A 25,454-nucleotide genomic window follows, 5' to 3' on the forward strand; every position below is an offset into this window, starting at 1 on the left:
CCGTTCATCGGTTCTGCAGGGTATCAAGAGCAGCATCCAACGCCGTAACCGCCTCGACGACCGTTCTTACCGTCGCCCGATCGAACTCATGATCGCGCTGAGCGTCGTGCACACCGCTATTGAGGTAACCCCATTCAATACTCGTACCGCTGACATTGAGCAGCCTGACCAACGCCCCTACGGCATCCGGCGCACCCGCATGTTGCGCCGCGATACGCTCGACGGCCGACCGCAACTTGGTGCATTTATTGTTCAGCTCCCAAGGCGCGCGGGGCCCGCTCAGCTTGATGTCGATCCGGCCGTCCGCCCGCCGACCCAGCCACGTCCACAGGCGGTCCGTCAGACTCTCCAGCGCCGGCCGGGCCTGGCGCAGTGCCTCGCGTTTCTCGTCAGCCGCCAACGCCTGCTGGGCCAGAAGAACATAGTTCTTCGCTGGCGGGTCGCTGTCGACCCGCAGTTCGTGCTCTCCCTGATGCGGGAGAAACTTGTAGCGCTTGATGGCCGCGGCGCGGCGCACGCCCAACTCCTGCTGGATGCGGTGCAGGAACTCCTCTGCGTGCGAGGTGAGGATAACCTGCTTGCCGTGGAGCAAACCGTCCTCGAAGAAGGTACGCCAGATGCCATCGCGATGGTCGTCGTCTATCGCATTGACGACGTCATCGAAGATGACCACGGGGCAGCCCTGCGCGAGGTTCTTGGCAAGCAGAATCGCCAGACCCAAGCATTTGATGTGCCCTTCGCTGAAGACGATCAACGCGTCGTAGCGCACGCCCGGCTCGCCGGCGAACTCCACCTCGATCTTGCCGTTCTCGGCCACGGGCAACCACAGCGCGTGCAGCAGATCGCCGGGCGGATCGGCCCGGTTGAATGCGTTGTAGAGATGGCGGGCTTGGTCTCCCAGCCCCTGTAGCAGAACCCCCGGCAGAGCGGTCAGGTATGCCTGAATCTCGGGTAGGAAGCCGTCGTAGGCGGCCTTGACCCGCTGATGGTGCACCACCACCGGCATTTCGTCCGTGGCCGCCTGGATCAGGCCGCGGTTCGCGTCGTCGAATTGGGCCACGGTTTGGCGGGCGGCCGCCAGCTCCTGATCCGCAGTCGTGCGCATGGTCCGCAGCCGTTCGATCTCCAGCTGATGCTGTTGCAGGCGGTCCCGCTCCTGGGCCATCGCGCCGCGCTGGGCATGCACGTCGCGCGCCTGCGCGTCGAAGCCTTCGATGATCTGTGCGATCCGTAAGAGGGCTTGCCAGGCGCGCTGGTCCCCATTCACCCAGCCGCCGAGCCAATTGCCCGCCGACGTGGGAGGCAGCAGTGGCAGGCCCGCGGCCTGCGATTCGGCAGGACAAGCGACCCCAGCCGCCGCCACCACGCGGCGCATTTCGTCCCACAGCGCTCGGACCGCCTCGCTCAACTGCGTCCGATGCCCGGCCTCTTGCTGCTGCAGGACGGCCAGTTGCGCGAGCTGCTCCAGGCCCATTCGCGCCCTGGCGAACGGGTCCTGTGCCACAGCGGCCAGTCCGGTTCCACATGCCGGACACGCGGTCGCCCCGTCCGCCAACGCTTGCACGGCCTCGTAGAGCTTCGCGTACGACACCTCGCCCGCGCGGGCCGCGAGTTGCGCGGAAGACGCTTGCCACAGTCCCTGGACGCGGTAGGCCTCTGCCAGCAACGCTTGCAGGCGGGCCTGGGTCACCTCGTGAATGGCAGGCGGGTTGGCGTCCAGCTGAGCCTGGACATACGGTAGCCGTCCTTGCTGCTGCGGCGTACCCAGCAGCCAGTCCACGCAGGCTTGATAGGTCGCGCCAGGTGACATGCGCTGCGCCAAAGCTTGTTCCAGGCCCTCGACCGCTGCGATCTTCTGCGGGTAGGCGGCGATGGTCTGTTCGGAGTTCGCCAACCGCAGGCGACGCTGCGCCAGCTGCGCCGCCTGCACGCCGGCAAGCATCAGGTCCTGATCGAGCGAGGGGTTGAAGCCGCGCACGAACTCGCTGAACTGGTCCACGCCGAACAGGGTGGCGATGAGCTGGCGCTGATCGCTCGGGGTCCGCGCGGCGATTCGGGCGAAATCGTCGAGGCGGTTCTTCTCGATGAAGCAGAAGCGATACTCAGCTTCGTCGGGCTGGACGGCCTGCGCTTCGCCCGCCGCCGTAGACGACAGGACTGGCGCGACGTGGCGGCGCAGGCGAGCGTTGTTGCAGTACGTCCGCTGGTCGACCCGCTTGGCCTGCGCTTCGCTGATCGAACCGAGCATCGCCACTTCCAAGGCTTCGCAGAAGCTGCTCTTGCCGGTGCCGTTGGCACCGTAGACCAAGGTGATGTCATGGCTGAGGTCGAACGTCTCCTGCCGCATGAATCCTCGAAACGGCCCGACTTCGAGCTGGTGCAGTCGCCCGAGCGCCGGCCCGTTTTCGGGGCCGCGCGCGTCCCCGTCGTAGGCGACAGGCATCTGCGCCAGATGCGCGATGGCCAGCGGCGCCAAGCGCGTGGAGCGCCCCCGGCGTGCAGCACCGACCTCGGCCAGTGGCTGCAGGTGATCGAGCACCAGGTGCGCCAGCCGGCGCACGTCGTCGTGCACGTGCCGCTGCGCCAAGTGCGCCAGGAACCGGTGGTACTCCGAACGTATGCTTGCCACAGCGCCCCCTCACTTGGTCAACCACTGACCGTAAGCCTCCACATCGATCATGGGGACCGTTCCACTGAACTGAAGCTGCGCGATCAGCTTGAAAAGAAACGCGGTCGCCGGCTTGTTTTCGTTGGTGTAGCTGTACGCGCCGCTGGCTTGGTCATAGAAAAAGTGCCCGTGGGCGGCAACGCATCCGATGTCCAGACGCCCCTCGGTGAGGTTTGCGTTCAGCGCCTTGTCCATGGATGGACCCAATGCAGGACTCCATTCGCTCTCGAAGGTGAGCAAGCCACCCAGAATCGGAATCAACGGCTTCGCTGGGTAGGTCCCGCCAGCGTGCGGGATCGGCAGGCTCGTGCGGTGCAGCCTGCGCACACTGGCGACCTTCTCCTGGGCATAGGCCACAAGCCCCGCGTCAGCCGTCTGCTTGGCCTCGAAAACGGCGTACACGCTTTCGGCTGGAATGATCGTCTCGTTCTCGTAGGTGAAGATAAAAGGCGAATATTGCCGATCAAACACCACCACATCGATCTGCTGGCTGAAGTTCCCCAGGCTGTCCACCACATGCGCCTTGGCCGCCTGGTACCGTTTGGGCAGATAGGTATCCAGCATGTCGATCCAGACGTTCTCGCTCGCATCCCCCTTCGTACCCGGGTGACCGAAGGTCTTGCGTACTACGGACAAGCGCTGCTGGATGTCCTCATGCAGGGACGACAGGAGCTGGGAAAGCGACCACTGGGACATGCTGTACCTCGATGGGACGTGTATGGAAGCCGATGGAATCAGGACAGTGGGAACTTGGGGCCAAACAGTGCGCGCCAGGCGCGAAGCGCTTCGATATTGCGACCACGACGCGCGTGGTCGATGGCGATGCTTGCGTCTTGGCTCGCCTGGAACAGCAGCTGCTGCGCGCGCTGCTTGCGCGCGGCATCCATATCGTTGCTGATCGCCGGGCCAAGTCCGGCGGGATCCGGCCACTCGTCATGAACTCGATCGGCAAGCGTGGCAAAGAACGACTGGATCTCGCGATCGAACGATCCTCCCCAGCCGCCGTAAAGACACTCAAGGGCCATTACCTCGATCAGGAACGAGGGCTTCACCGGCTTCAGATCGCCGTGCTTGGGATTGTTGTTCCAGTACTTCACCATGCGCACGAGACCTTTCCACTCATTGCCATAGGCTTGGTGCGCTGCGGTCGCCTTGTCCTTATGGATCTCCGGGTCCGTCTTGATCCACTTTCCGGACGCCGTATCGGGGATCTCATACTGGTCGCCGGTATCGAATGCGGGCACCGCATCCACGCTGACCACCCGGTAGTCCGTGTTGTCCTCCGCGTCGATGTGAACACCGAAATCCACGTTGATCGAGCGCGCCTGTTTGCGCACGGCCGCCGAACCGTATTTCTCCACCAATGCAGAGTGGAAATCATCCAGCACTACCGATGCGGCCTTGCCGTGGTAATGCTTCTCCGAGTCCTTCAGCACGAAGAAGATGTCGATATCCTTGAGCGGCTTCGTCTTCGTGTATCGAGCATAGGAACCGGTCAGGAAGCTGCGCGCAATGCCGAACTTGGTCTGCAGGTAGTCCCGCACTTCGTTCTGGCGTTGCGAGGCATTCTTCTGTTCGCGTTCGTTGAGTTCCAGACGCGACTTGAACTTGCGAAAAGCTTCATCGATCGACAGCATCAGCGTTGCCTCCAATATCCGGCCTGACCCGCCAGGCCGCTGTGTTCGACAGTCGAGCCTAGGCTCTGCTTGACCATTCCATCCGTCGAGCGATAACTTCCTTTGCTCCATCCCTCCACATCAGGTCGCCCTGGCTTTGTATCGAGCATTAACTTGTACTTGGCCTGCGATGGCAGCAGCCCAGCTTTCTTGATCGCGTACTTCAACTGCTCGGTATCTGTCCAGAAGCTGCCGTCGCCATCGGACCACCCATACACGATGTCGATATCCCATCGGGTCACGAGCTTGTCGGTTGCCGGGTTGTAGATCTCCAGAATCACCTTGCGCAGATCACCGGTCCCGAGCCACGTCTTGATGGCTCGGGTATTGCTCTCCCAGCGATCCGCAAAGTGCTCAGGGTCCAGCCCACTGAGCAGGATGATGTCTTTCAAGCTCTTGAGGATGTTGTCGGTCACATAGGTAACCGAGTGCGTGTACGAGTAGGTGGCGACGGTGCTCATGACTTGAGGAAACCTCCGAGGTCGAGCGACAGCGCTTGCCCAGCATCGGCCTGCGCCTGCGTGGCAATTCCTTGGCTCAAGTCCCGTGCAATGATGCGAGAACTGTGCTTTTTGAGCGCGCTTTGCACCCAGCCGAGCTGCTCCTTCGGACACGGCAGCGAGACTCCCCAGTCTCCCTTCAACGGCTCGAACCCCAAGACTTCTTCGTTGGCATCATCACCATAGATCGCGTCTTCGTCGAAGAGGCAGTAGATCCTGGTCCGTGGTCCATCGCATGTCGCAACGATGGGCGCGCTCTTGGGTGCCTGGTCGGCGATCAAGCTGGCGGCCACGCCCGTCACGGCCCTGAGTTCAGAGCGAGCCGTGCCGTCCTTGCCCTGAGTGAGCAGTTCGACAATGGCATCCCATGTCTGCAACGCATCGCGGTGCGGCGAGCTGCGAAACGTCCGGCTGACAACGGTGGTCATTTTTGCTTCCCTCCTTGAAGGCGCATTTGCTTTGCCTGTCGTATCGCACTGCGCAAGTGCTCTACGGAAAGCTTGTTCGGATCGATAGCCACTTGCGGGTCGGCCGCGAGGGCGTTGGCTACGACCTTGCGAATGGCCCGACCATCCAATCCGACGCACTCGCCAGCGCACGCGTCGAACTGGTGAGCCGAGGAAAGCTTGCCAATCCCCGGAAATGTCTTTGCCAGGCCATTCAGGCAGTCCACTAGGATCTGCTTGCAGGCATCCTTGCCGGGCAGTGGCACCTCCATCACCATGTCGCAACGAGATAGGAAGGCACTGTCGACGGCCTGTGGGAAGTTGCTGGTGGCCACGAACAGCAGATGCGGGTTGCGTTCGGCCAACATGTCCAACTGCACCAACACCGCGTCGGTGGCCCGGTGCACATCAACCGGGTTGGCTTCCAGGCTGAGCTTCGCTCGATCAGCCGCAAGCGTTTCGACCTCGTCCAGAAGGACGATCGTCGGGCCCGCCGCTGCGGATTCTGCGATCGATTGCGAGAACAGGTCTGCCACGGCGCGTTGAGTCTTTCCCATTGCAGAGCTCGTCAGCGTGTGAGGCTCCACTTCCAGCAATCGAAACTTCGCAGAAGAAAAAGATTCGGCCACACGATGCGCCAAGCCCCGTGCCAAGGAGGTCTTCCCAGTCCCCGGCGGGCCGACCAACAAGATCACGCCGTGCAGGGGGAGTACCGTGCGCTCCACCTTGGGGCGCACCGTGAAGTTGACGATCGCTTGTGACAGCAACTGTTTTTTGATGGCTTCGTCCATCACGATCGAATCCCACAAGTCACCCAGCGACTTATCCGGCAGCTTCCAGCTTCGATGGATGCCTTTCGGCAAAGTGGCGTCTGATGAAGGATTCTTGGTCATCCGTGGCTCTCGGCGGGTCAGAGAATGGTGCGATAGGTCGCCAGCACCTTGGTCGTTTGCACAAGGCCTTGGCGCAGCAGGATTTCGAGATAGCGGTCCACATCGATCGGCGGATGCTTGAGTTGGGCACGCTGGCGCTGCGCAGCCGACACTACGGCGGCCGCATCCAGATCCAGCAGGTTGTCCACAAACTCATCGGGGTGCTGCGATTCGATGCCGTACGGAGCCAGCAGATCGTTCGGGAAATCACGTTCGTTGAACGTCACAATCACGCTCGCACCGCAGCGAATCGCCGCAGCCAGGACGTGCCGATCGTTCGGATCGGGTAATGTCAGGCCTGCCACGAGCGCTTCGTAGCCCTCCACCAAGCCGTCCGGAATGGCCCTGTCCATGAGATCCGACGTCCTGTCGACCTGAACCCGGGTGAGATCGGGGCGGTTGATCAACAGATTGCGTTTCCACTCCTCATGAATGGCTTGGCTCCACCGCGCCCGGAAGCGGCCAGACAGGCCGAGCCACATCAGGAAATCCCGCAGTGGCGCGGGATATAGAACGCACGCGTCGTAGACGGCGGTGAATGGGGAATGCCTCATTCGTATCCCATTCCCAACTCTTGCGACTGCTGAGCGAGTTCGGCCATCGCCTGCTCACTGGCGCGCTCGCGCGCTTCCTTGTACTGCATCAGATCGGCGAACCTCACCCTGCGGTGCTTGCCGGTGCGATGAAATGCCAACACCCCATCTTCTAGCAGCTTGACGAAATGGGGACGGGACACGTTGAGCAAGTCCGCCGCCTCTTGGGTCGTCAGCTCTGCATGGACGGGCACCACCTTTACTGCATTGCCATCGGCCAACTCGGCCAGGATGTCGACCAGCAGGCGTAAAGCCGAGGTAGGCAGTTCCACCTGATGAGCCTGTTTGTGGTCATCAAAGATCTGGATGTGCTGCGTCTCGAACTGGGTTGCGAGGTAAGCCGCCAAGGCACGTTGACCCTGGACGGCTGCCTTAACCTCTCCCGCGGCGGGAAGGGTCATCTTGGATTGGGCAGTGGCGGTGGTCATGGGTAGCTCCTAAGCGAAAACGGTTGCAGAGCCGATCATATTCGAAACACTCGAAAAACGCAATAATCGAAACTCCACCCGGGCTTTTGTAGGTTCGCTCGCGGTATGCCCAATCCGGTCGTCCGCCAGTTCCTATTGTTTGCGGCCTAAAACAGCCCTGATCTCCACGATCACCCCATTGCTGATCACACAGGAATGGCGCGATGGTGGCTTCGATCTGGCTGCGCGCCGCGCATCGCGGCGTGCCCACTTTTCTCGTGACGGCCCTCCTGCTGGGTCAGTCCCAGATGGCCTTGGCCGAGTCTCCGGCACAGCGCCAGGAGCTGGTCGCCGCACTGCGCCAGCTCGACGCGCTGGAGCGCACCGTCGCGGACAGCGCCGCGCATGCCCCCATCCAGCCGGGCGAGCGCTACCACTTCGACTACCCGCGGCTGCTGGCTGACCTGGCGCGCGTTCGCGCCGGCATCCAGTTTCACCTGACGCCATCGCGCGCTCAGCCGCGCGACCCCTCCGAACTGGCCGGCGACTACCGCACCGAGCGGGCGGCCGAGCCGCTGCCGGCGACGACTGCGGGGGGCAAGCAATGAACGGCGCCCAGGTCTCGGCATTTCAAGCCAACAGCGGCATCGCGCCTTCCGCAATGGCGACCGTCCTGGTCGGCGTCGTGTTCGCGGTCCTGCTCGTGTGGGGCGTCTGGGCCATCCGAACGGCCTACGTGGGGTGGTCCGAGAGCCGCCTCAACCAGCGCCAGTTCCTCGGCGTCTGCATCCGCTTCGTCGCGATGTACCTCGTCCTGAGTTTCTTCCTTCTGTCCTGACCTGAAAGGCCCGACCATGCACAACCGCATCCTCACTTCCCGTCTCGCCCAGCGCGCCGCCATGGCCCTGGGCGCCGCCGCGCTGCCCGCGCTGTCGTTCGCGCAAGGCCTGCCGCAGTTGGAGAACCCGACGCGCGGCACCGGCAACGGCATCATGGAGACGATCCGCAACTACGGCTACGACATCATCATGCTCGTGGCCCTGCTGGTGGTGGCGTCGATGTTCATCGGCGTCTGCTACCACGCCTACGGAACCTACGCGGAGATCCACACCGGCCGCAAGACGTGGGGCCAATTCGGCCTCACGGTCGCCATCGGCGCCGTGTTGCTCGTGATCGGCATCTGGCTGCTCACCGAAGCCACGGGCATCCTGTAAGGCGAGGCCGGTATGTCCGAGCAGCAGCACGTCCGTGCGGACGGGACGGTCACGTTCCTTCCGCACCGGCTCAACCGCCATCCCGTTGTCGTGCGCGGCCTCACCGCCGACGAGCTGTGGATCTGCTGCGGCCTGTCCGGCGCCGCCGGCCTGCTGGTCGGCGCGCCGCTTTCGTGGGTGTTCCGCACGATCGCCATCGCACCGACGTTCGTTGTCCTGGGCGTGGCCTTGGGCGTGTTCATCGGCGGCGGCATCCTGCGCCGCCTCAAGCGTGGGCGCCCCGACACCTGGCTTTATCGGCAGTTGCAGTGGCGCATCGCAACGGGCCATCCGCTGATGGCCGGCTGGGTGGGCGGCCACGTGCTGATCTCGCGCTCGGGCTTCTGGTCCACCCGCAGGAGCATGCGATGAGTCGCTTCAAGAACGAGATCGCCCACCTGCAGGCGCACATCAAGACCTTGCGCCTGGGCGCGGGCGCGCTGGTCATTGTCGCCCTGGTCATGGGCGGCGGCTGGTGGAGCGCGCCGCGCGACCTGACCATCCACGTCCCGCCCGACCTGCGCTCTGGCAGTACCCGCAAGTGGTGGGAAGTGCCGCCCGAATCGGTCTATGCGTTCACGTTCTACGTGTTCCAGACGCTGAACCGCTGGCCGACCAATGGCGAAGAAGACTACTCGCGCAACCTCCACACGCTCTCGCCGTACCTCACCCCGTCCTGCCAGGCCTTCCTTCGCGCGGACTACGACTACCGCCGCTCCACCGGCGAGCTACGCCAGCGCGTGCGCGGCATCTACGAGATTCCCGGCCGCGGCTATGGCGACGACCCCACGGCGCGCGTGCGCACCGTGTCCGATCGCGACTGGGTGGTGACGCTGGACATCACGGCGGACGAGTACTACGGCGCCGAGCAGGTCAAGCGCGCCCTGGTGCGTTATCCGATCAAGGTCACGCGGGTGGACGTCGATCCCGCCCGCAACCCGTTCGGCCTGGCGCTGGACTGCTACGAAGGCGCGCCCCAGCGCATCAGTGCACCGGAGCCGGCGCGCCCGGCGTCGAGTGGCCTGTCTCCGCAAGCGCCTCAAGGAGGAAACACCCCATGAAGCATCCTGTACTCGCGCTGCTGGGGCTACTGGCCGTGGCCGCGGCACCCGTCGCCCAGGCGGTGGAGATCCTGCGTTGGGAACGCATGCCACTGGCAGTGCCGCTGAAGGTCGGTCAGGAACGCATCGTGTTCATCGACCGGAACGTGCGCGTGGGCGTGCCCGCGGGCGTGGGCGAACGCCTGCGCGTGCAGAGTGCGGGTGGCGCGGTGTACCTGCGCGCCAGCGAGCCGATCGAGCCCACGCGGTTGCAACTGCAGGACGCCGACACGGGCGCGCTGATCCTGCTGGACATCGCAGCCGAACCGCCCAAGGACGGGGAAGCCGAGCTGGAGCCGGTGCGCATCGTCGAGGGTGACAGCGCACCGGGACGCTATGGCGAGCAGGCCGACAGTGCCGAGGCCCCGGCACGCGCCCAGGGCCAGGCAGGTGCGCGGACCGCGCGGCGCGAAACTCCGGTCCCTGTCGTGCTGACGCGCTTCGCCGCGCAGAACCTCTACGCACCGCTGCGCACCGTCGAGCCGCTTCCGGGCGTCATGCGGGTCAACCTGCCCCGCGACCTCGACCTGGACACACTGATGCCAACGCTGCCGGTGCGCGCGGTCGCGCTCGCGTCGTGGCGCCTGGAAGACCAATGGGTGACTGCCGTGCGCCTTACCAACACCGGCGCCGACTGGGTCGCGCTCGACCCGCGCGTGCTGCAAGGCGATTTCCTCACCGCCACCTTCCAGCACGAGGCGCTGGGCCCGCGCGGCACGCCCGAGGACACGACCGTCCTCTACCTGGTCACGGGCGGCCGCGGCCTCGCGCAGTCGCTGCTGCCGGCGATTCACCGCTTCGACCCTGCCGTGCATCTGCCGCAGCCGGACGGCGACGAGAACGCCAAGGAGGCCCGCCATGCGCAGTAACGGCCTGCTCAAGTGGCTGATGATCCCTGTCGCCATCCTGGTGCTGTTCGTCGGTATCCGGCTGTTCTCGGGTGGAGGCAGCACGGCGCCACCCGCGGCGGACAACGGCGCCCAGCTCACGCCCGAGGAAATGAAGGCGCTGGGCATCGAAGGCGACACCCCGCGCGACACCGTGGCGACGCTCGTTGCCCAAGTGAAGCAGTTGCGCACCGAGCTTCAGACCGCGCTCTCGGACAACAAGTCGCAGCGTGAAGAGAACCAGCGACTGCGCCAGCGCGAGAACTCCATCGACCAGCGCATCAACTCGGCGCTCGAATCCGAGCGGTCCAACCTGCGCCGCGACCAGGAGCAGGCGGCCAGCGCGCGCCAGCAGACCGAAGGGCTGCTCGCCGACCTGCAGCGGCGCCTGGACAGCATCGGCGGGCGCGGCGGCGGCCATGCGGACCTGCCCGTGGGCCTGGGGCTGCAGGGCGGCGACGAGGCCGGCATGGAGGGCGGCGTGCGGTGGGTCGAGCCGGACGACGCAAAGCCCGCCGAGGGGCGCAACGGCGGTCGTGGCGCGAGCGGCGGAATGAGCTTCCCCACGAGCTTCGGCCCGGCGCAGAGCACGCTCGAAACCACCGCGGAAACCGTGGCCAACGCGGGCGCCCGCGCCTCTGGGGTCAAGAGTGCCAAGCCGGTCTATACCGTGCCGACCAACTCCACGCTCATGGGTTCGGTCGCCATGACCGCGCTGATCGGCCGCGTGCCGATCGACGGCACGGTCAACGATCCCTATCCGTTCAAAGTCCTGGTCGGGCCGGACAACCTGACCGCCAATGGCATCGACATTCCCGACGTGGCCGGCGCCGTGTTCAGCGGCACCGCATCGGGCGACTGGACGCTTTCGTGCGTGCGCGGCCAGGTGCGCAGCATCACGTTCGTCTTCAACGACGGCACGATCCGCACGATCCCCGAAGACCGCGAGGGCAACCAGCAGAACAACCAGCAACGCGACGGCTTGGGCTGGATCAGCGACCCGCACGGCATCCCCTGCGTCAGCGGCGAGCGGCGCAGCAACGCCCAGCAGTACCTCGGCTCGCAGGCCCTGATCACCGCGGCCGGTGCCGGCGTGGCCTCGCTCATCGAGAGCGACAGCGGCCGCATGTCCTATGTCGGCTCGGACGGCTCCATCGGCACCGTGGGCATCACCGGCCAGGAAGCGGTCGGCCAGATTCTCGCGGGCGGTGTCCGGGACATGTCGGCCTGGGTCAACAAGCTCTACGGCCAGGCGTTCGCCGCCGTCTATGTGCAGCCCGGCGCCAAGGTCGCCGTCCACCTCGAAAAACCGCTCGCCATCGACTTCGATCCCGAAGGCCGCAAGGTCGATCACCGCGCAGGAGAAAGCCATGCTCTCGAACTCGATTAAGGGCCTGGTGCTGGCCCTCGCCGTCGCGGTGCTCGGCGGCTGCGCCACCAGCAAGGAAAAGCTGCTGACCCACGGTGACCGCACGATGATGGACATCTGGCAGCAGGAGGCCGGCGACGGCGGTGGCGCAGCCGGACGGAACGCCGGCCGCCAGCTGCTCGATGCGCGCCAGAGCCTGCGTCGGCCCCTGACCGACGCCGACGTGCAGGCCGCACCTGTCGAGCAGATGCGCTACACGCGCACCGCGCGCAATGAGGTCCACCGCCAGTTCCAGCGCCTGCCCAATCCCGATCTCGTGATGTACGTGTACCCGCATCTGGCCGGCACCGATCCCGTGCCGGTGCCCGGCTACACGACCGTCTTCCCGCTCTACCAGCGCATCCAGTACGCGATGCCGGGCGAGCGCGTGGAGGACTACTGATGCGGTGGAAACTCCCATGGCCGAAGCTGGCCGGCGCCGGCTCCAGTAGCCCGGCTAGCGATGAGCAGCCGGACAGCTGGCAGCGCCACGTCGAGGCCTTGCGCCAGGCCGGCATCCCCGAACCCGGTTCGGCAGTCCACGGCCGCAAGCCAGCGACCGTGGCCGACGAGCAGGCGCTGTACGACGTTGCGCCGTCCTTCGTGGAACTGCTGCCCTGGGTGGAGTTCTTGCCCGGGTCGAAATCGATGCTCCTGGAGGATGGCCAATCGGTGGCGGCGTTCTACGAACTGGTGCCGCTGGGCACCGAAGGCCGGGAACCCGGCTGGCTCGCGCATGCCCGCGACGCCCTGGAAAACGCGCTTCAGGACAGTTTCGATGAACTGGACGAGAACCCGTGGGTGCTCCAGCTCTATGCCCAGGACGAACCGAGCTTCGACCAGTACATGCAGACCTTGCGCGATTACGTGCAGCCACGTGCGCGCGGCTCGGCGTTCACCGAGTTCTACTTGCGCTTCTTCGGCCACCACCTGCGCGCTGTGGCCAAGCCCGGCGGCCTGTTCGAGGACACGGTGGTTACGCGGCTGCGCTGGCGCGGGCAGACGCGGCGTGTGCGCATGGTGGTGTACCGCCGCGCGAGCGGACAGGGACAGGCAAACCGCCGCGGCCAGACACCCGAGCAGATGCTGGGCATCGTCTGCGACCGCCTATGCGGCGGCCTGGCGAACGCCGGCATCCAGGCCCGGCGCATGGTTGCAGCGGACGTTCACGACTGGCTGCTGCGATGGTTCAACCCGCGCCCCACGCTGCTCGGCCCTGGGGTGGAGGACCGGGAGCGCTTCTACGCGTTGGCGCGCTATCCGGACAGTACCGAGGAAAGCGAGGCCGGCGAGATCGAGTTGGCGAGCGGGCGGGATTTCAGCCAGCGGCTGTTCTTTGGGCAGCCGCGCTCGGACGTGGCGCAAGGGGCCTGGTACTTCGACGGCATGCCGCACCGCGTGCTGATCACCGACCGGCTGCGCATGCCGCCCGGCACCGGGCACCTGACCGGCGAGACCCGCAAGGGAGACGCGATCAACACGCTATTCGATCAGATGCCCGAGGACACCTTGATGTGTCTCACCATGGTGGCCACGCCGCAGGACGTCCTCGAATCGGACCTCAACCATCTGGCGAAGAAAGCTGTGGGCGAGACGCTGGCGTCGGAGCAGACGCTCAAGGACGTGCATGAAGCCCGCTCCCTGATCGGCAGCGCGCACAAGCTCTACCGGGGCACTCTGGCGTTCTACCTACGCGGGCGCGACGAGGCGGAACTGGATCGGCGCGGCCTGGACCTCGCGAACGTGATGCTCAACGCCGGCCTGCAGCCGGTGCGCGAGGACGACGAGGTGGCGCCGCTCAACAGCTACCTGCGCTGGCTGCCGTGCTGCTACAACCCCGGCAAGGACCGGCGCCGGTGGTACACGCAACTGATGTTCGCCCAGCACGCGGCGAACCTGTCGCCGGTGTGGGGCCGCGCCCAGGGCACGGGGCACCCCGGCATCACGATGTTCAATCGCGGAGGCGGCCCGATTACGTTTGACCCCTTGAACAGGTTGGATCGGCAGATGAATGCCCATCTGTTCCTGTTCGGTCCCACGGGCTCGGGCAAGAGCGCCACGCTCAACAACCTGCTGAACCAGGTCACCGCGATCTATCGGCCGCGCCTCTTCATCGTGGAAGCCGGCAACAGCTTCGGCTTGTTCAGCGACTTCGCCAGGCGCCTGGGGCTGACCGTGAACCGGGTCAAGCTGGCACCCGGCTCGGGCATCAGCCTGGCGCCGTTCGCCGACGCACGCCGGCTGATCGAAACGCCCAGCGACGTGCAGACGCTCGATGCCGATGCACTGGACGAAGACCTGCCACCGGATGCCTCGGCCATGGAGGCGGACGAGCAGCGCGACGTGCTGGGCGAGCTGGAGATCACGGCACGGCTGATGATCACGGGCGGCGAAGACAAGGAAGAAGCGCGGATGACGCGGGCCGACCGCTCGCTGATCCGCCAGTGCATCCTCGACGCGGCCGAACATTGCGTGGCAGAGAAGCGCACTGTGCTCACGCGCGATGTGCGCAATGCGCTGCGCACCCGCGGCCAGGACCCGACGTTGCCCGAGATGCGGCGCGTGCGGCTGCTGGAGATGGCGGACGCGATGGACATGTTCTGCCAAGGCACGGACGGCGAGATGTTCGACCGCGACGGCACGCCGTGGCCCGAGGCCGACATCACGCTGGTCGATCTGGCGACCTACGCCCGCGAGGGCTACAACGCGCAGCTCTCGATCGCGTACATCAGCCTCATCAGCACGGTGAACAACATCGCGGAGCGTGACCAGTATCTCGGCCGCCCGATCATCAACGTGACCGACGAAGGCCACGTGATCACCAAGAACCCGCTGCTCGCGCCGTATACCGTGAAAATTACAAAAATGTGGCGCAAGCTGGGGGCCTGGTACTGGCTAGCTACACAAAATATTGACGACCTACCGCGCGCCGCGGAGCCGATGCTCAACATGATCGAGTGGTGGATCTGCCTGTCGATGCCCCCCGATGAAGTGGAGAAGATCGCGCGGTTCCGCGAACTGAGCCAAGCGCAGAAAGCGCTGATGCTCTCGGCACGCAAGGAAGCGGGCAAGTTCACCGAGGGCGTCATCCTCTCCAAGAGCATGGAGGTGCTCTTCCGCGCCGTGCCGCCGAGCCTGTATCTCGCGCTCGCGCAGACCGAACCCGAAGAGAAGGCCGAGCGCTACCAGCTCATGCAGCAGCACGGCGTCAGCGAGTTGGATGCCGCCTTCAAGGTGGCCGAGAAGATCGACCGGGCACGCGGCATCGAGTCGCCGGCCCTGGACCTGCCCTGAATCTGCCGTACACCGGAGAACGCCATGGAACAGAAACGCCCATCCATTCCGATGCAGGTCCAGGCGTTCCGTCGTCGGCGCTGGCAGTTCCGCTGGCCCTGGGCATTGGCCGCGGTGCTGGTTGCGCTGCTGCTGATCTGGCTCGTGTCACGTTCGCCAGGCGGGTCCACACCTCAGACTTCGGCGCCAGTCAGCGACACGCAGGTGGCTGGGCCTCCGTGGCAGATGGGCAATCCGGAAGGGCGTTTCACGCTGACGCTCTACGCGGACCTCGAATGCCCGTTCTGCCGGTCCTATTTTCCAGTGCTCAAGCGTTGGGTGGCCGGCAATGCGGACGTGACCTTGCAATGGCACCACCTGCCGTTGGCCGCGCATGAGCCAGCCGCGTCCGCCGAAGCGCGCCTGGCGGAATGCGCGGGCGAAGCCGGCAGCCATGCCGCCTTTTGGCAGGCCGTCGAATGGGTCTATGCCCACACGCGGAGCGACGGCCAGGGCTTGCCTGAAGGGCTGCGCTACCCCGACCTCACTCCAGCGATCGAGCAGTGTCTGGCGAGCGAGCGGCCCGATGCACCGATCCGCGCCCAGACGGCGGAAGCCACGAACAGCGGCGTGATCGCCACGCCATCGCTGCGGCTGCACGATCGCGAAACCGGCAAGGCGATCCTGCTGCAGGGCCCGATCGAGGGCGATGCCTTGCTGTCGGCCATGGACATGCTCGCGGCCGGCGATCCCGCCGCCATACCCACATCGGAAATGCCTGCCGACGTCGTCGGCGACATGCCCAGGTAGCCCCGGTCTTCAAGGCTACGGCGCAGTCCGCTGCGCTGACCGCAACCCGTTCGCCTCGCATCCTGGCCGCGAACGATCACCGCCACCGCGGTGATGGATGCACCTTGTTCGTTCCCCAGGAGGGCTTGCCCTCCCCGGGCGCGCGCCCTCCGATCTCACCATTTGGAGGTTCGCCATGTCTTTCGTCGTCAATGACTCCTGCCTGGAGTCGCTTTCCGCCATCGCTGCCCAGCACGAGGACTGGATCATCCAGCAAGCCATTGCGCTGCTGGAGAAGCGGGTTTTCAAAGCGGGTCCGAAACTCCTCGACCCCACGGCCGTGCGCGACTACCTGCGCGTGAAGCTGGTGGCCGAGCCCAACGAAATATTCGTCGCTGTGTTCCTGGACAGCATGCACCAGGTACTGGCCTACGAGCCGCTGTTCAGGGGCACGATCAACGCGACTTCGGTCTATCCGCGTGTCGTTGTGCAGCGTGTTCTGCAGTTGAATGCGGCCGCGGTGGTCTTCGCGCACCAGCACCCCTCGGGCATTTCCGAGCCGTCGAGCGCGGATCGCATGCTGACCCAGCAACTGCAGGCCGCGCTGGCGCTCATCGATGTGCGGGTACTGGACCACATCATCGTCGGCCAGGGTGCCCCGTTCTCCTTTGCGGAGTCCGGCCTGCTGTAAGGGTTGTACTGCTTCGTTGATCAGCGCGGAGGCTTCGGCCTCCGCATTTTTCTGCGCGGCGACACAAGCAGGTATGCGGGGTGGCCGCGATGCGCATTGTTTGTTGGGGCCGCATGGGGTTCGGCGTTTGACTATGGCCCTGATCAACTTCCGGGGTGCAAGACATGCCAGGAGCTTTTACCCGGTTCGCACCAGGCTGGCGAACCCTTGGCCTGGCCATCGTGCTGCCGGCGTCGTTCGCGGCATTCAGCCCGGCCGCGTTCGCCGCCGACGTGGTGGTCGTCACCGACAGCCGCCACCCGGTCAAGACCATGGGCGGCGAGCGGCTGATCGAGCTGGACCGGGCATCCGGGCTCGAAGCAGAGCTTTCCGCAGATCTGCCAGCCGACCCCGAGCGCGCAGCAGCCATCGTCCGGCAACGCCTGAACCAAGGCGGCACCGACCTTCAGCGCCGCATTGGCACCGCCTACCAGGGCATCACCGACGCATGGAGTTTGGGTGTCACGACCATCCCGGCCGTCGTGGTGGACCAACGCTATGTGGTCTATGGCGAGCCTGACGTGGCCCGGGCCGTGTCCTGCATCGAGCAGCACCGGAGGAGGCAACCGTGACCTATCGCCCATTCGACCTGCTGCGCCGCCTGCGCGTCGCCGTGGCCTCGCTGCTGCTGGTCAGCGCCACGGGCAGCTACGCCCTGAACACCGTCACCATCGTGTCCTCCGTCATGTCGCCGGACTGCCTGGAGTACCGGGTGGTGGGCATCTGCTACTGGCTGTATTGCACCTATGGCGGCTGCTCGGTGCGCACGTCCACCAAGGTCCGGCACTACGTCCCCGATGCGGTCGTCTCCAGCTACAGCAACACCGGAGAGAACCCCTGGGTCGAAGTGCGAGCGATGAGCATGCCGAACGCCTCGGCCCAGGCAGGCGGCGACGGCACCACCAACGAAGACCACGAAAACAACCTCGCCAAATTCAAGAACGCCGATGTCATCGGCCATCCCGGCGGCGAGGTGTTCAACCAGTTCGCCTCGTCCTCGGGCTATTTTTGCCAAGGCGCGGGAACGGCCTTCATGCCGTATCTGCTCAGCACCTTGGACACGCTGGCCTGGCGCTACAACGTGCCCGAGATGGCCTACCCGGAGGCGCTGATCCCGGGCCGGCGCGAGGTCGGTGCGCGCACCACGATGAACCTCTGGGGCAATGTCTATCCGCGCGGCGGCTTCCTGCACCAGACCGACGACCACAAATCCGGGGCGGTCGTGGCTCAGCGCGCCGGTGACGTCGTCACGCGGCGCGGGCAGTTGCACGTGTACCAGCCGCTGCTCGCCAACGCGCGTGATGGCTACTGGCCGGCCGGCGCGCTGATGGAAGGTGATGCCTCGACCGGCAAGTGGCAGGAACTGACGCCGCGCCTGTCGAACACCTGCGTGGTGTTCCCCCACAGCGGCACGCTGACCCAAGCCCAGCAAGGCGACTACGCGTGGGCGCTGTGGCGTCCGTATGCGTGCTGCGAACGCCGGGGCCAGGTGTTCCTCGGCAGCGTCGATTTCCTCTGAGGTGCCACGATGAAGCGTCCTGAACCGAAGAACCTGTCCACCAAGGCGTGCCGCCTGCTGCGCCCGACGGCACTGGCCGGCACGCTCGCCCTGGTCTGCGGCCTGGCGTGGGCACAGGTCGGATACCAGAACAGCGGCCCCGTCATTGGCGATGACGTCATGTACTCGATCGGCGGCGGCAGCGCGGTGTCCATGGGCCGCGCGGCCGGCATGCGCTCCATCGGGGTCGGTGTGGGGTGGAACAGCAACCTGATCTGCGGCGACATGAGCATCCAGACCACGCTGCGCAATCAGCTCAACGGCATCACGAACGGCTTTCAGCAGATCATGAGCAACGTAATCCAGAGCGCCACCAGCGCGGTAGCGTCCCTGCCGGCGCTGATCATTCAGCGCGCCGATCCGGGCCTGTACAACCTGCTGACCAACGGCGTGCTGCAGGCGCGGCTGGACTTCGACCGCTCCAAGCTGACGTGCCGCGCCATGGCGGAGAAGATGGCCGAGACAGCGGGTGGCCAGCTTGGCTGGAGCCAGATGGCCGAAGGCATGGCCTTGCGTGACGCGGTTGGCAGCAACGATGCCGTGTCGGCCGTCGAGCAGGCCGAGACGCGCCGCGGCAACGACGGCGTGCCCTGGGTGGGTGGCAGCAATGCTGGTGGCGCAGGCCAGTCCGCCATCCGGGTGGTCGGCGACGTCACCCGCGCGGGCTACAACCTGGTCAACGGTCGTGGCGTGACGGACACATCCTCCATCGCGTCCGCCAGTTGTGCGAGCCTGTCCTGCCAGACCTGGACGTCGCCGCAGCAGGCGACCGAATGGGCCACGCGGGTCCTCGGAGAGCAGGTGCAGCGCACCTGCGACTCCTGCACCAAGACCGAGACGGTGCCCGGCGTCGGGCTGACGCCGCTGATCCAGGAAGAGTACGAGGCGAAGCTGGAGGTCCTTCAGGAGCTGGTTTCCGGCACGCGCACTACCACCTTTGAGAACCTGCGCGAGGCTGGCAGCACGTCGCTGCCAATCACGCGTGGCGTGATCGAGGCGCTGCGCGACGAGCCGGACCAGGACCTTCTGGCGCGGCGCCTCGCGTCGGAGGTGGCGCTGTCGTCGGTGCTGGAAAAAGCGCTGCTGCTCCAGCGCACGCTGCTCACGGGCAAGAAGGAGCCCAACGTCGCAGCCAACGAACTCGCGGTCAAGGCCGTGAACCACGAGAGCGACACGCTCGACCGGGAGATCCGCAACCTGAAGACGGAGCTGGAGCTTCGGCGCGAGCTGGCAAACAACTCACCGATGGCCATCATCCAGCGGCACGGTACGCGCGCGGCAGGCTCGCGCGGCATCTACGAGGGTGATCCGGTACCCGACCGCCTCGACCAGTTGCAGAAGGGCAATCCAGGAGCCAGGCCATGAGCGCGGCGCGCATGACTTGGCGCCCCTTGCGCTGGCTGTTCAGCCGGCGCGCGGCGAAGGCGCTGCTGTGGACGGTGCTGATCGTTGCCGCCGCGGTCGCGGCCAACATCGCCGGCATCTACCTGGTCGGCAGCGTTGCCGGCTGGGAGCGGTGGCTCGCCGCCGCTGCGGGTTACTTATTCGTGTGGCGGCTGTGTCTATACGGGGCGACGGTGTACGGGTGGATCTGGATGCGCCGCCGGCTGCTGGTACGTGAGGACGACGCCCAGGCGCGGCACCGCCTGGTGCGCACCGAGATCGCAGGCGTCGTCGCCATCGTGGCGCTGGAAGCCAGCCTGTTGATGCAGGGCTGAGAGGAGATTCGGGCCATGACTCTGTTCACGACCGACTACCTGGAGTATTACCTTACGCTGGTGTCCTGGATCGTCAACAACGGCATCTGGGCCGTGCTGGTATCCAGCGGCGTCTTCGCGCTGCCTTTCGTGGCGATCATCGTGCAGGAGTGGTTGAAGGCCCGTGCAGAAGGCGCCGACGAGGGCAATAAAGGCGTGCTGAGCGCCGCCCGCATCGAGAACCGGGTCTTCGTCGCCATCGTGGTGGTGATGTTCGCGGGCATCCCGTTCATCGACGTGGACCTCAACACCATCCAGTACGACAGCTCGCGCTCGGCGCAATGCCAGGTCAGTGTGCCGCAGCCCTCGAATACCGGCTGGTCGCAATCTTTCAGCACCATCAACAACCAGTCGGCGAAGGTGCCGGTGTGGTGGGCGTTCATGCACGCGCTCTCGCGCGCCGTCACGGGCGCTTCAGTGGCAGCGATCCCGTGCGGCACGGACCTGCGGCAGATGCGCATGGAGATCGACGCGACTCGCATTGACGACCCAGTGTTGGCTCAGGAAGTAGCGGATTTCTCGCGGGATTGCTATGGGGCTGCGCGGGCGAAATTGTTCATGCAGCGGCCTCAACTCGATGAGCAGCAGCTGCACGACGTAACCTGGATCGGCTCACGCTTCTTCACGGACACGAACGGCTACTACGACACATACCGTTCCAGCACCCCGCGCGAGGACTGGCCCTATGACAGCACGCGCGACGCAGGGCTTGCGCAGGTGGCCAGCGGCGGCGGCTATCCGACCTGCAGGCAATGGTGGGCCGATGGCAGCAATGGACTGCGGGCACGCTTGCTGGGTCAGGTGGACCCGAGCCTGCTCAATCGCCTGGCGGGCTGGGCTGGCTTCCTGAGCCGTGCCGAGGTGGACGATTCGGTGATCCGCGCGATCGCGTCACCGCGACAGCAGAAGCTGAACCAAGGCAGCGTCTATACGGACTACGGTGGCCAGATCGAAATGACCGACCCAAACATCATCACCCGGGCGGCGGCCGACGTAGGACTGGCGGTAGGCTCGCTGGGCTACTTCCCCTCCATGGATGCAATGCGCCAGGCTCTTCCGATGGTGCTGGCGCTCTTGAAGATGGCGCTGGTTGTCTGCATTCCGGTGGTGCTCATGGTTAGCACCTACAACCTGAAAACACTCGTGACGGTCAGCGTGGTGCAGTTTGCGCTGTTCTTCGTGGATTTCTGGTTCCAACTCGCGCGCTGGATCGACAGCACCATTCTGGACGCGCTCTACGGATGGGGCTGGGGATGGAACCGGCCGCATACGAATTTCGATCCGGTCATGGGCCTCAACAATGCCTTCGGAGACATGCTGTTGAATTTCGTCATGGCGACGATGTTCATCGTGCTGCCCTTGTTCTGGGTAACCGCCTTGGGATGGGCGGGCTACGCCGTGGGGGGCATGTTGCAAGGGCTTGCTGCTGGTACGGCAGGCGCCAAAGCGGCCGGCGGCAAAGCCGCCGACATGGCCTTTGGCGGCGCTATGAAGTGGGCATCGACACCCAGCAAGAGGAAGTAGTGCCTTGCTTCTTCGCTAGGTCTCATCAGATGGATCATGTGAATCTATCCGATACTCATCGTGGGTATAGAGGCCAAAACCGGCGTGCCCGTGCCGCCACTCTGGTTCGGGCGGCTCCCATTCGACGGTATCGTGCCCCCGGGCCACAAACACCAGCGCGACCAGCAGCAACGCCAGCCAGAAAGCAACGTAGAGCAGCAGCCCCAGGACAGCCAGTTTGCCGGCCCACAGCAGCGCGGCGGCGGCAGCCAACGGCACACCCTTGGACACCAACCAGTTCGACGCCCGACGTTCGCTGCGCGCATAGGCGCGCCACCCGCGGCCAAGGGCGCGGCCGAGGCGTTCCGCAGTGCTGATGCGGGTCGTGGTGCTCATGGTCGTCTCCTGCTACTGAGGGATGCCTATTCCAATTTGGTCCATTTCATTCTGCTGCGGGCTTCAAAGTGCTTCATGACGCTTCGTCATCCGGTTCCACCGGGCCGGGGTCAGGCTCCACGTCGACGCGATACGTGGCAACGAAGTGCGGCCAGTCCACATGGTCCACCAGGTCGATGTCATCGACAACGCCTACCTTTGCTGCCGCACGCTCGAACAGGGCGATGCTCTTGGCGGGATAGTTGTTGCGCGACGGATAGAGCACCCCGTCGAACAGCGCTTGGCCGTCGTCTCCGAGAATTGCATGCACCTGGGCGGACACTTGCTGCGTGTGCGTGTAGTCGCGGCTGGCCAACTGCTCCAGGTTCAGGCCGAAGTAGCCCGCCATGACGCCCGGCGCCGTGAGGTCGGCCAAGAGCACATCGTCCATCACGCCTACTGCGCGCACCATCCGGGCCTGGACTTCTTTCAGCGCGATCGAGCGCTTCGTGTCCGCAAGCCACTGGTGCTTATGAAACACCGACTCCATCAGCGCCGTGGGCAGGTCGCGCCCCAGGTAGAGCACGCCGTAGGCCCGCGCCGGGTCATCGTAGCGATTGGTGCTGCTGCGGCCATAGTACAGCGGGCTGCCCCGATAGACGACGCGGCTCACATGCTGGAGCAGTTCACCGGCATCGATCAGGAACGAAGGCAGCTCGTGGCTCATGGCGATCTCGCTTCAATGCACCTGAACGCCCAGTACGTTGAACACGGCATCGGCCACGTCATCGATCGTGCTGTGCGTCACCGCATCCACCGGGGAGCGGCCGCCCAAGCCTTCGAGCGGTTCGGACAGCGCGCGGTAGATCGTCCAGGGGTCGATGCCCTCGACCTCCTGAAGCACGGTTTGGGTCAACTGCTGCTTTACCGGGTCGAGCTGCCAGTCGGGCAGCTTCTGACCGCGCGGCCCCACGTTCAGCGCCAACAGCCGACGGGCGAGGATGTCCTTGTAGATCTGCTGGCGCGACTTGTCCGCCAGCTTGGCGTACTCGGGGATCGGCAGGTTATGCGGCTGGTTGAAGGCTTCCAGCAACACGGCGCGGCCTCGCTGGACGTCGGTTTCAGTCGGTGCCCAGCGCGTTTCGGTGCGCAGCGCGGCCGCCTTGCGTGCCAGGGCCTGCCCCACCGTCTCTCCGTCCAAGTTGGCGGGCAGCTTCACCGCCTCCACGCGCTCGTGAATGAAAGCCTGCAACTCGGCCGCGAAAGCCGGCGCATCCCGGATTTCGACGGTATCCGCGAAGCGGCGCACATCCTCCACCGTGACGCGCGGCAGGCGATCGGCAATGAATTCAATGGCATTGGGCATGGTGATCTCCCAGGCAGGTTTGAGACAGGATTCACTCTAGTCTCTATTGTCGCTTTTGTCAACTTTGTCGCCTTTCGAGAACCTGCCCGGCGGAAGCGGCGTCCACTCAGCATAGAGCGCGACCAGCACCGGCTCGCCGTCCAATCCATTCCACCGAGTTCCCCATTGACGCTGGAATCGCATCCCGTGCCCCGCTATACCGAAACGGTGAAAGGCCAGAGGGCCGAAATGGCAAGGGAACGGGGTGCAAGGGGAAAGGCCCTACCTCGAAAAGGCCAAAAGGCCTCCCGATCGGCCCGTCATCAGGACACCCACATGCTTTCCCTGTTCCAGCGAAAACGGCCCGCGGTCGCTACCGCTCCAACGCCACCACCCGCATCCGACCTCCCGAAAGGGTTGATGCGGCCCGAGTCGGCCGCATCGCTGCTGGCCACCCCGCGTCGGCAGAAGCTGCTGGAGCACATCTGGCAGCGCACGTCTCTGTCGCGCAAGCAGTTCGCCGTCCTGTACCGCGCGCCGCTGGAGCGCTACGCCGAACTGGTTCAGGCCTTCCCGGCTTCCGAATCGCATCATCATGCGTACCCGGGCGGGATGCTCGACCATGGCCTGGAGATCGTTGCCTATGCCCTCAAGCTGCGGCAGTCCCATCTGCTTCCCATCGGCGCAAGCCCCGAGGACCAAGCTGCGCAGGCTGAAGCCTGGACTGCTGCGGTCGCCTATGCCGCGTTGTTGCACGACATCGGCAAGATCGCCGTCGATCTGCACGTCGAACTGGCCGATGGCTCGCTGTGGCACCCGTGGTACGGTCCGCTGCACCAGCCGTACCGCTTCCGCTACCGCGACGATCGCGAATACCGCCTGCATAGCGCGGCGACGGGCTTGCTCTACCGCCAACTGCTGGACACCCAACTCCTGGACTGGCTCAGTGACTATCGCGACCTGTGGGGACCGCTGCTCTACGTCCTGGCCGGCCAGTACGAGCATGCCGGTGTGCTGGGCGAACTCGTGGTGCAGGCCGACCGCGCCTCCGTGGCCCAGGAACTGGGCGGCGATCCGGCGCGCGCCATGGCCGCGCCCAAGCACGCGCTGCAACGCAAGCTGCTTGACGGGTTGCGCTACCTGCTCAAGGAAGAGTTGAAGTTGAATCAGCCCGAGGCCTCCGATGGCTGGCTCACCGAGGATGCCTTGTGGCTGGTGAGCAAGACGGTCTCGGACAAGCTGCGCGCGCACCTGTTATCGCAGGGCATCGATGGCATCCCTGCGAACAACACCGCCGTCTTCAACGTGCTGCAGGACCACGGCATGTTGCAGCCCACACTGGACGGGAAGGCGGTCTGGCGGGCGACCGTGACCAGCAACGCCGGCTGGACCCACTCATTCACGCTGCTGCGCCTCGCACCTGCGCTGATCTGGGAGGCTGGCGAGCGACCGGCGCCGTTCGCCGGGACGGTAGCGATCGACACGTCACCTGTCGAGAAGCACGCCGCTGCGGCATCGTCGCCGGAGGTCGCGGCGAAACCGACCCCAGGAGGTCAGGAATCGCCGCCATGGGAAGGCGGCAGCGCTGCTGACCCAATTATCGCCCCCCTGGCTGAGGCCATGCCCGACGTCATGGAGGATCTGCTGACGATGGTAGGAATGGGCGATTCGTCCGCCACACAGCAGGATGAGTCAACCATCCCCACCGAACTCTCTGCCACACGCCCTGAAGCACCACCACCATCGATCGTGGCATCTTCACCCTCATCACCGGCGCCCGCGGCCACACCAGCAGCGACAACGGTGCAGCCATCTGGCGAGCACTTCATGGCATGGCTGAAACAGGGGATTGCCTCGCGTCGGCTCATCATCAATGACGCGAAGGCACTCGTGCATACCGTCAGCGATACCGCATACTTGGTCAGCCCAGGAGTGTTCCAGCGATACGCTCAAGAGCATCCGCAGTTGGCAGCCATTGCCCGCCAGGAAAAACTGGAGCCGTGGCAGTGGGCACAAAAGCGCTTCGAGAAGCTGGCCGCGCACCGCAAGCAGGCCAGCGGCCTGAACATCTGGACTTGTCACGTCTCAGGGCCGCGCAAATCGCGGCAGTTGCACGGCTACCTGTTGACGCAGCCCGGTGCGTTGTTCGAGCGAGTGCCGCCCAACAACCCCTACTTGTGCCTCTTCAACGAGGAGGCGGGGCGTGAAGTCTCGCTGGCTGCGAAATGAGGATATCCAGTGGGCGCGGTCCGGA

The 25,454-nt window shown here is 65.2% G+C and carries 28 protein-coding genes; 17 read left to right on the plus strand and 11 right to left on the minus strand.

Features of this window, described 5'->3' with window-relative positions; all coding sequences use genetic code 11:
* Positions 1-4: 4 nt before the first annotated feature.
* From K5H97_RS17750 to K5H97_RS17785, 8 genes are read right to left on the minus strand one after another with little or no spacing between them, the layout of a single operon-like run.
* On the minus strand, positions 5-2,629 hold the full coding sequence (locus K5H97_RS17750; protein WP_003153642.1) for an AAA family ATPase: 2,625 nt from the start codon (positions 2,627-2,629) through the stop codon (positions 5-7).
* A gap of 9 nt (positions 2,630-2,638) precedes the next feature.
* On the minus strand, positions 2,639-3,364 hold the full coding sequence (gene nucC, locus K5H97_RS17755; RefSeq protein ID WP_003050273.1) for a CBASS effector endonuclease NucC: 726 nt from the start codon (positions 3,362-3,364) through the stop codon (positions 2,639-2,641).
* 38 nt (positions 3,365-3,402) lie between these two features.
* Positions 3,403-4,305 (minus strand): CBASS oligonucleotide cyclase, encoded by a 903-nt coding sequence (locus tag K5H97_RS17760; protein WP_003153640.1) that lies wholly within the window; start codon positions 4,303-4,305, stop codon positions 3,403-3,405.
* Positions 4,305-4,805 carry a type III CBASS phage resistance system CD-NTase-associated protein Cap7 gene (gene cap7, locus K5H97_RS17765; RefSeq protein ID WP_003090159.1) on the minus strand — a complete coding sequence of 167 codons (501 nt, stop codon included), beginning with the start codon at positions 4,803-4,805 and terminating at the stop codon, positions 4,305-4,307. Before cap7 ends, K5H97_RS17760 begins: the two co-directional genes overlap by 1 nt.
* Complete coding sequence (cap8, locus tag K5H97_RS17770; protein WP_003153638.1) at positions 4,802-5,272, minus strand: type III CBASS phage resistance system CD-NTase-associated protein Cap8; 471 nt, start codon at positions 5,270-5,272, stop codon at positions 4,802-4,804. Before cap8 ends, cap7 begins: the two co-directional genes overlap by 4 nt.
* Positions 5,269-6,183, minus strand: coding sequence for a CBASS system CD-NTase-associated protein Cap6 (gene cap6, locus K5H97_RS17775; protein ID WP_003050256.1), 915 nt, complete (start codon positions 6,181-6,183; stop codon positions 5,269-5,271). The genes cap8 and cap6 overlap by 4 nt, the downstream gene beginning before the upstream one ends.
* Positions 6,184-6,200: 17 nt before the next feature.
* Positions 6,201-6,776: a PIN domain-containing protein gene (locus K5H97_RS17780; RefSeq protein ID WP_003153636.1), complete on the minus strand. Its 576-nt coding sequence runs from the start codon at positions 6,774-6,776 to the stop codon at positions 6,201-6,203.
* Positions 6,773-7,243 (minus strand): helix-turn-helix domain-containing protein, encoded by a 471-nt coding sequence (locus K5H97_RS17785; protein ID WP_003050245.1) that lies wholly within the window; start codon positions 7,241-7,243, stop codon positions 6,773-6,775. Before K5H97_RS17785 ends, K5H97_RS17780 begins: the two co-directional genes overlap by 4 nt.
* Positions 7,244-7,446: 203 nt before the next feature.
* Between K5H97_RS17785 and K5H97_RS17790 the strand changes: the two genes are divergently transcribed.
* From K5H97_RS17790 to K5H97_RS17865, 16 genes are all read left to right on the plus strand, one after another.
* The gene (locus K5H97_RS17790) at positions 7,447-7,830 is read left to right on the plus strand and encodes an integrative conjugative element protein, RAQPRD family (protein ID WP_003090167.1); all 384 of its coding nucleotides are present in this window, start codon (positions 7,447-7,449) and stop codon (positions 7,828-7,830) included.
* Positions 7,827-8,060, plus strand: a complete 234-nt coding sequence (locus K5H97_RS17795; RefSeq protein WP_003050225.1) for a TIGR03758 family integrating conjugative element protein — start codon at positions 7,827-7,829, stop codon at positions 8,058-8,060. Before K5H97_RS17790 ends, K5H97_RS17795 begins: the two co-directional genes overlap by 4 nt.
* Positions 8,061-8,076: 16 nt before the next feature.
* Complete coding sequence (locus tag K5H97_RS17800; RefSeq protein WP_003153634.1) at positions 8,077-8,436, plus strand: TIGR03745 family integrating conjugative element membrane protein; 360 nt, start codon at positions 8,077-8,079, stop codon at positions 8,434-8,436.
* Between the two features lie 12 nt (positions 8,437-8,448).
* Positions 8,449-8,847, plus strand: a complete 399-nt coding sequence (locus tag K5H97_RS17805; RefSeq protein WP_003153632.1) for a TIGR03750 family conjugal transfer protein — start codon at positions 8,449-8,451, stop codon at positions 8,845-8,847.
* Positions 8,844-9,536 carry a PFL_4703 family integrating conjugative element protein gene (locus tag K5H97_RS17810; RefSeq protein ID WP_004350603.1) on the plus strand — a complete coding sequence of 231 codons (693 nt, stop codon included), beginning with the start codon at positions 8,844-8,846 and terminating at the stop codon, positions 9,534-9,536. Before K5H97_RS17805 ends, K5H97_RS17810 begins: the two co-directional genes overlap by 4 nt.
* On the plus strand, positions 9,533-10,444 hold the full coding sequence (locus tag K5H97_RS17815; protein ID WP_004350604.1) for a TIGR03749 family integrating conjugative element protein: 912 nt from the start codon (positions 9,533-9,535) through the stop codon (positions 10,442-10,444). The genes K5H97_RS17810 and K5H97_RS17815 overlap by 4 nt, the downstream gene beginning before the upstream one ends.
* On the plus strand, positions 10,434-11,852 hold the full coding sequence (locus tag K5H97_RS17820) for a TIGR03752 family integrating conjugative element protein (protein WP_004350605.1): 1,419 nt from the start codon (positions 10,434-10,436) through the stop codon (positions 11,850-11,852). Before K5H97_RS17815 ends, K5H97_RS17820 begins: the two co-directional genes overlap by 11 nt.
* On the plus strand, positions 11,833-12,273 hold the full coding sequence (locus tag K5H97_RS17825; RefSeq protein ID WP_003149753.1) for a TIGR03751 family conjugal transfer lipoprotein: 441 nt from the start codon (positions 11,833-11,835) through the stop codon (positions 12,271-12,273). The genes K5H97_RS17820 and K5H97_RS17825 overlap by 20 nt, the downstream gene beginning before the upstream one ends.
* On the plus strand, positions 12,273-15,164 hold the full coding sequence (locus K5H97_RS17830) for a conjugative transfer ATPase (protein ID WP_011516996.1): 2,892 nt from the start codon (positions 12,273-12,275) through the stop codon (positions 15,162-15,164). The genes K5H97_RS17825 and K5H97_RS17830 overlap by 1 nt, the downstream gene beginning before the upstream one ends.
* A gap of 24 nt (positions 15,165-15,188) precedes the next feature.
* The gene (locus K5H97_RS17835; protein WP_003149757.1) at positions 15,189-15,953 is read left to right on the plus strand and encodes a DsbA family protein; all 765 of its coding nucleotides are present in this window, start codon (positions 15,189-15,191) and stop codon (positions 15,951-15,953) included.
* 175 nt (positions 15,954-16,128) lie between these two features.
* Complete coding sequence (gene radC / locus K5H97_RS17840; protein WP_003149760.1) at positions 16,129-16,623, plus strand: RadC family protein; 495 nt, start codon at positions 16,129-16,131, stop codon at positions 16,621-16,623.
* Between the two features lie 164 nt (positions 16,624-16,787).
* A complete protein-coding gene (locus K5H97_RS17845) occupies positions 16,788-17,234 on the plus strand; it encodes a TIGR03757 family integrating conjugative element protein (protein ID WP_004350615.1) in 447 nt (148 codons plus the stop codon).
* A complete protein-coding gene (locus tag K5H97_RS17850) occupies positions 17,231-18,181 on the plus strand; it encodes a TIGR03756 family integrating conjugative element protein (RefSeq protein WP_004350617.1) in 951 nt (316 codons plus the stop codon). Before K5H97_RS17845 ends, K5H97_RS17850 begins: the two co-directional genes overlap by 4 nt.
* Before the next feature lie 9 nt (positions 18,182-18,190).
* Positions 18,191-19,585, plus strand: a complete 1,395-nt coding sequence (locus K5H97_RS17855) for an integrating conjugative element protein (RefSeq protein ID WP_003149765.1) — start codon at positions 18,191-18,193, stop codon at positions 19,583-19,585.
* A complete protein-coding gene (locus K5H97_RS17860; RefSeq protein ID WP_003149767.1) occupies positions 19,582-19,938 on the plus strand; it encodes a hypothetical protein in 357 nt (118 codons plus the stop codon). The genes K5H97_RS17855 and K5H97_RS17860 overlap by 4 nt, the downstream gene beginning before the upstream one ends.
* Positions 19,939-19,953: 15 nt before the next feature.
* A complete protein-coding gene (locus K5H97_RS17865) occupies positions 19,954-21,501 on the plus strand; it encodes a conjugal transfer protein TraG N-terminal domain-containing protein (RefSeq protein ID WP_004350620.1) in 1,548 nt (515 codons plus the stop codon).
* A gap of 15 nt (positions 21,502-21,516) precedes the next feature.
* Here K5H97_RS17865 and K5H97_RS17870 read toward each other — a convergent pair whose 3' ends face one another.
* The 3 genes from K5H97_RS17870 to K5H97_RS17880 form a co-directional block, all read right to left on the minus strand.
* Positions 21,517-21,876, minus strand: coding sequence for a DUF3742 family protein (locus tag K5H97_RS17870; protein WP_003149770.1), 360 nt, complete (start codon positions 21,874-21,876; stop codon positions 21,517-21,519).
* A 73-nt stretch (positions 21,877-21,949) separates the two neighbouring features.
* Positions 21,950-22,582 carry an RES family NAD+ phosphorylase gene (locus K5H97_RS17875; RefSeq protein ID WP_003149772.1) on the minus strand — a complete coding sequence of 211 codons (633 nt, stop codon included), beginning with the start codon at positions 22,580-22,582 and terminating at the stop codon, positions 21,950-21,952.
* 12 nt (positions 22,583-22,594) lie between these two features.
* Positions 22,595-23,221, minus strand: coding sequence for a hypothetical protein (locus tag K5H97_RS17880; RefSeq protein ID WP_003149774.1), 627 nt, complete (start codon positions 23,219-23,221; stop codon positions 22,595-22,597).
* Positions 23,222-23,536: 315 nt separating this feature from the next.
* Between K5H97_RS17880 and mobH the strand changes: the two genes are divergently transcribed.
* The gene (mobH, locus tag K5H97_RS17885; RefSeq protein WP_004350623.1) at positions 23,537-25,429 is read left to right on the plus strand and encodes a MobH family relaxase; all 1,893 of its coding nucleotides are present in this window, start codon (positions 23,537-23,539) and stop codon (positions 25,427-25,429) included.
* Positions 25,430-25,454: the final 25 nt, after the last annotated feature.

This window comes from Pseudomonas mosselii, assembly GCF_019823065.1.
Lineage (GTDB): Bacteria > Pseudomonadota > Gammaproteobacteria > Pseudomonadales > Pseudomonadaceae > Aquipseudomonas > Aquipseudomonas mosselii.

Excerpts from the sequence above, each read along its gene's own strand:
- nucC (WP_003050273.1), bottom strand. The coding sequence starts at position 3,364 with ATGTCCCAGTGGTCGCTTTCCCAGCTCCTGTCGTCCCTGCATGAGGAC.
- mobH (WP_004350623.1), top strand. The coding sequence starts at position 23,537 with ATGCTTTCCCTGTTCCAGCGAAAACGGCCCGCGGTCGCTACCGCTCCA.
- K5H97_RS17795 (WP_003050225.1), top strand. The coding sequence starts at position 7,827 with ATGAACGGCGCCCAGGTCTCGGCATTTCAAGCCAACAGCGGCATCGCG.
- K5H97_RS17820 (WP_004350605.1), top strand. The coding sequence starts at position 10,434 with ATGCGCAGTAACGGCCTGCTCAAGTGGCTGATGATCCCTGTCGCCATC.
- cap6 (WP_003050256.1), bottom strand. The coding sequence starts at position 6,183 with ATGACCAAGAATCCTTCATCAGACGCCACTTTGCCGAAAGGCATCCAT.
- K5H97_RS17870 (WP_003149770.1), bottom strand. The coding sequence starts at position 21,876 with ATGAGCACCACGACCCGCATCAGCACTGCGGAACGCCTCGGCCGCGCC.
- K5H97_RS17855 (WP_003149765.1), top strand. The coding sequence starts at position 18,191 with ATGAAGCGTCCTGAACCGAAGAACCTGTCCACCAAGGCGTGCCGCCTG.
- K5H97_RS17815 (WP_004350604.1), top strand. The coding sequence starts at position 9,533 with ATGAAGCATCCTGTACTCGCGCTGCTGGGGCTACTGGCCGTGGCCGCG.
- K5H97_RS17880 (WP_003149774.1), bottom strand. The coding sequence starts at position 23,221 with ATGCCCAATGCCATTGAATTCATTGCCGATCGCCTGCCGCGCGTCACG.
- cap7 (WP_003090159.1), bottom strand. The coding sequence starts at position 4,805 with ATGAGCACCGTCGCCACCTACTCGTACACGCACTCGGTTACCTATGTG.
- K5H97_RS17860 (WP_003149767.1), top strand. The coding sequence starts at position 19,582 with ATGAGCGCGGCGCGCATGACTTGGCGCCCCTTGCGCTGGCTGTTCAGC.
- radC (WP_003149760.1), top strand. The coding sequence starts at position 16,129 with ATGTCTTTCGTCGTCAATGACTCCTGCCTGGAGTCGCTTTCCGCCATC.
- K5H97_RS17790 (WP_003090167.1), top strand. The coding sequence starts at position 7,447 with ATGGTGGCTTCGATCTGGCTGCGCGCCGCGCATCGCGGCGTGCCCACT.
- K5H97_RS17800 (WP_003153634.1), top strand. The coding sequence starts at position 8,077 with ATGCACAACCGCATCCTCACTTCCCGTCTCGCCCAGCGCGCCGCCATG.
- K5H97_RS17780 (WP_003153636.1), bottom strand. The coding sequence starts at position 6,776 with ATGAGGCATTCCCCATTCACCGCCGTCTACGACGCGTGCGTTCTATAT.
- K5H97_RS17865 (WP_004350620.1), top strand. The coding sequence starts at position 19,954 with ATGACTCTGTTCACGACCGACTACCTGGAGTATTACCTTACGCTGGTG.
- K5H97_RS17805 (WP_003153632.1), top strand. The coding sequence starts at position 8,449 with ATGTCCGAGCAGCAGCACGTCCGTGCGGACGGGACGGTCACGTTCCTT.
- K5H97_RS17785 (WP_003050245.1), bottom strand. The coding sequence starts at position 7,243 with ATGACCACCGCCACTGCCCAATCCAAGATGACCCTTCCCGCCGCGGGA.
- K5H97_RS17845 (WP_004350615.1), top strand. The coding sequence starts at position 16,788 with ATGCCAGGAGCTTTTACCCGGTTCGCACCAGGCTGGCGAACCCTTGGC.
- K5H97_RS17810 (WP_004350603.1), top strand. The coding sequence starts at position 8,844 with ATGAGTCGCTTCAAGAACGAGATCGCCCACCTGCAGGCGCACATCAAG.
- K5H97_RS17835 (WP_003149757.1), top strand. The coding sequence starts at position 15,189 with ATGGAACAGAAACGCCCATCCATTCCGATGCAGGTCCAGGCGTTCCGT.
- K5H97_RS17760 (WP_003153640.1), bottom strand. The coding sequence starts at position 4,305 with ATGCTGTCGATCGATGAAGCTTTTCGCAAGTTCAAGTCGCGTCTGGAA.
- K5H97_RS17875 (WP_003149772.1), bottom strand. The coding sequence starts at position 22,582 with ATGAGCCACGAGCTGCCTTCGTTCCTGATCGATGCCGGTGAACTGCTC.
- K5H97_RS17830 (WP_011516996.1), top strand. The coding sequence starts at position 12,273 with ATGCGGTGGAAACTCCCATGGCCGAAGCTGGCCGGCGCCGGCTCCAGT.
- cap8 (WP_003153638.1), bottom strand. The coding sequence starts at position 5,272 with ATGACCACCGTTGTCAGCCGGACGTTTCGCAGCTCGCCGCACCGCGAT.
- K5H97_RS17825 (WP_003149753.1), top strand. The coding sequence starts at position 11,833 with ATGCTCTCGAACTCGATTAAGGGCCTGGTGCTGGCCCTCGCCGTCGCG.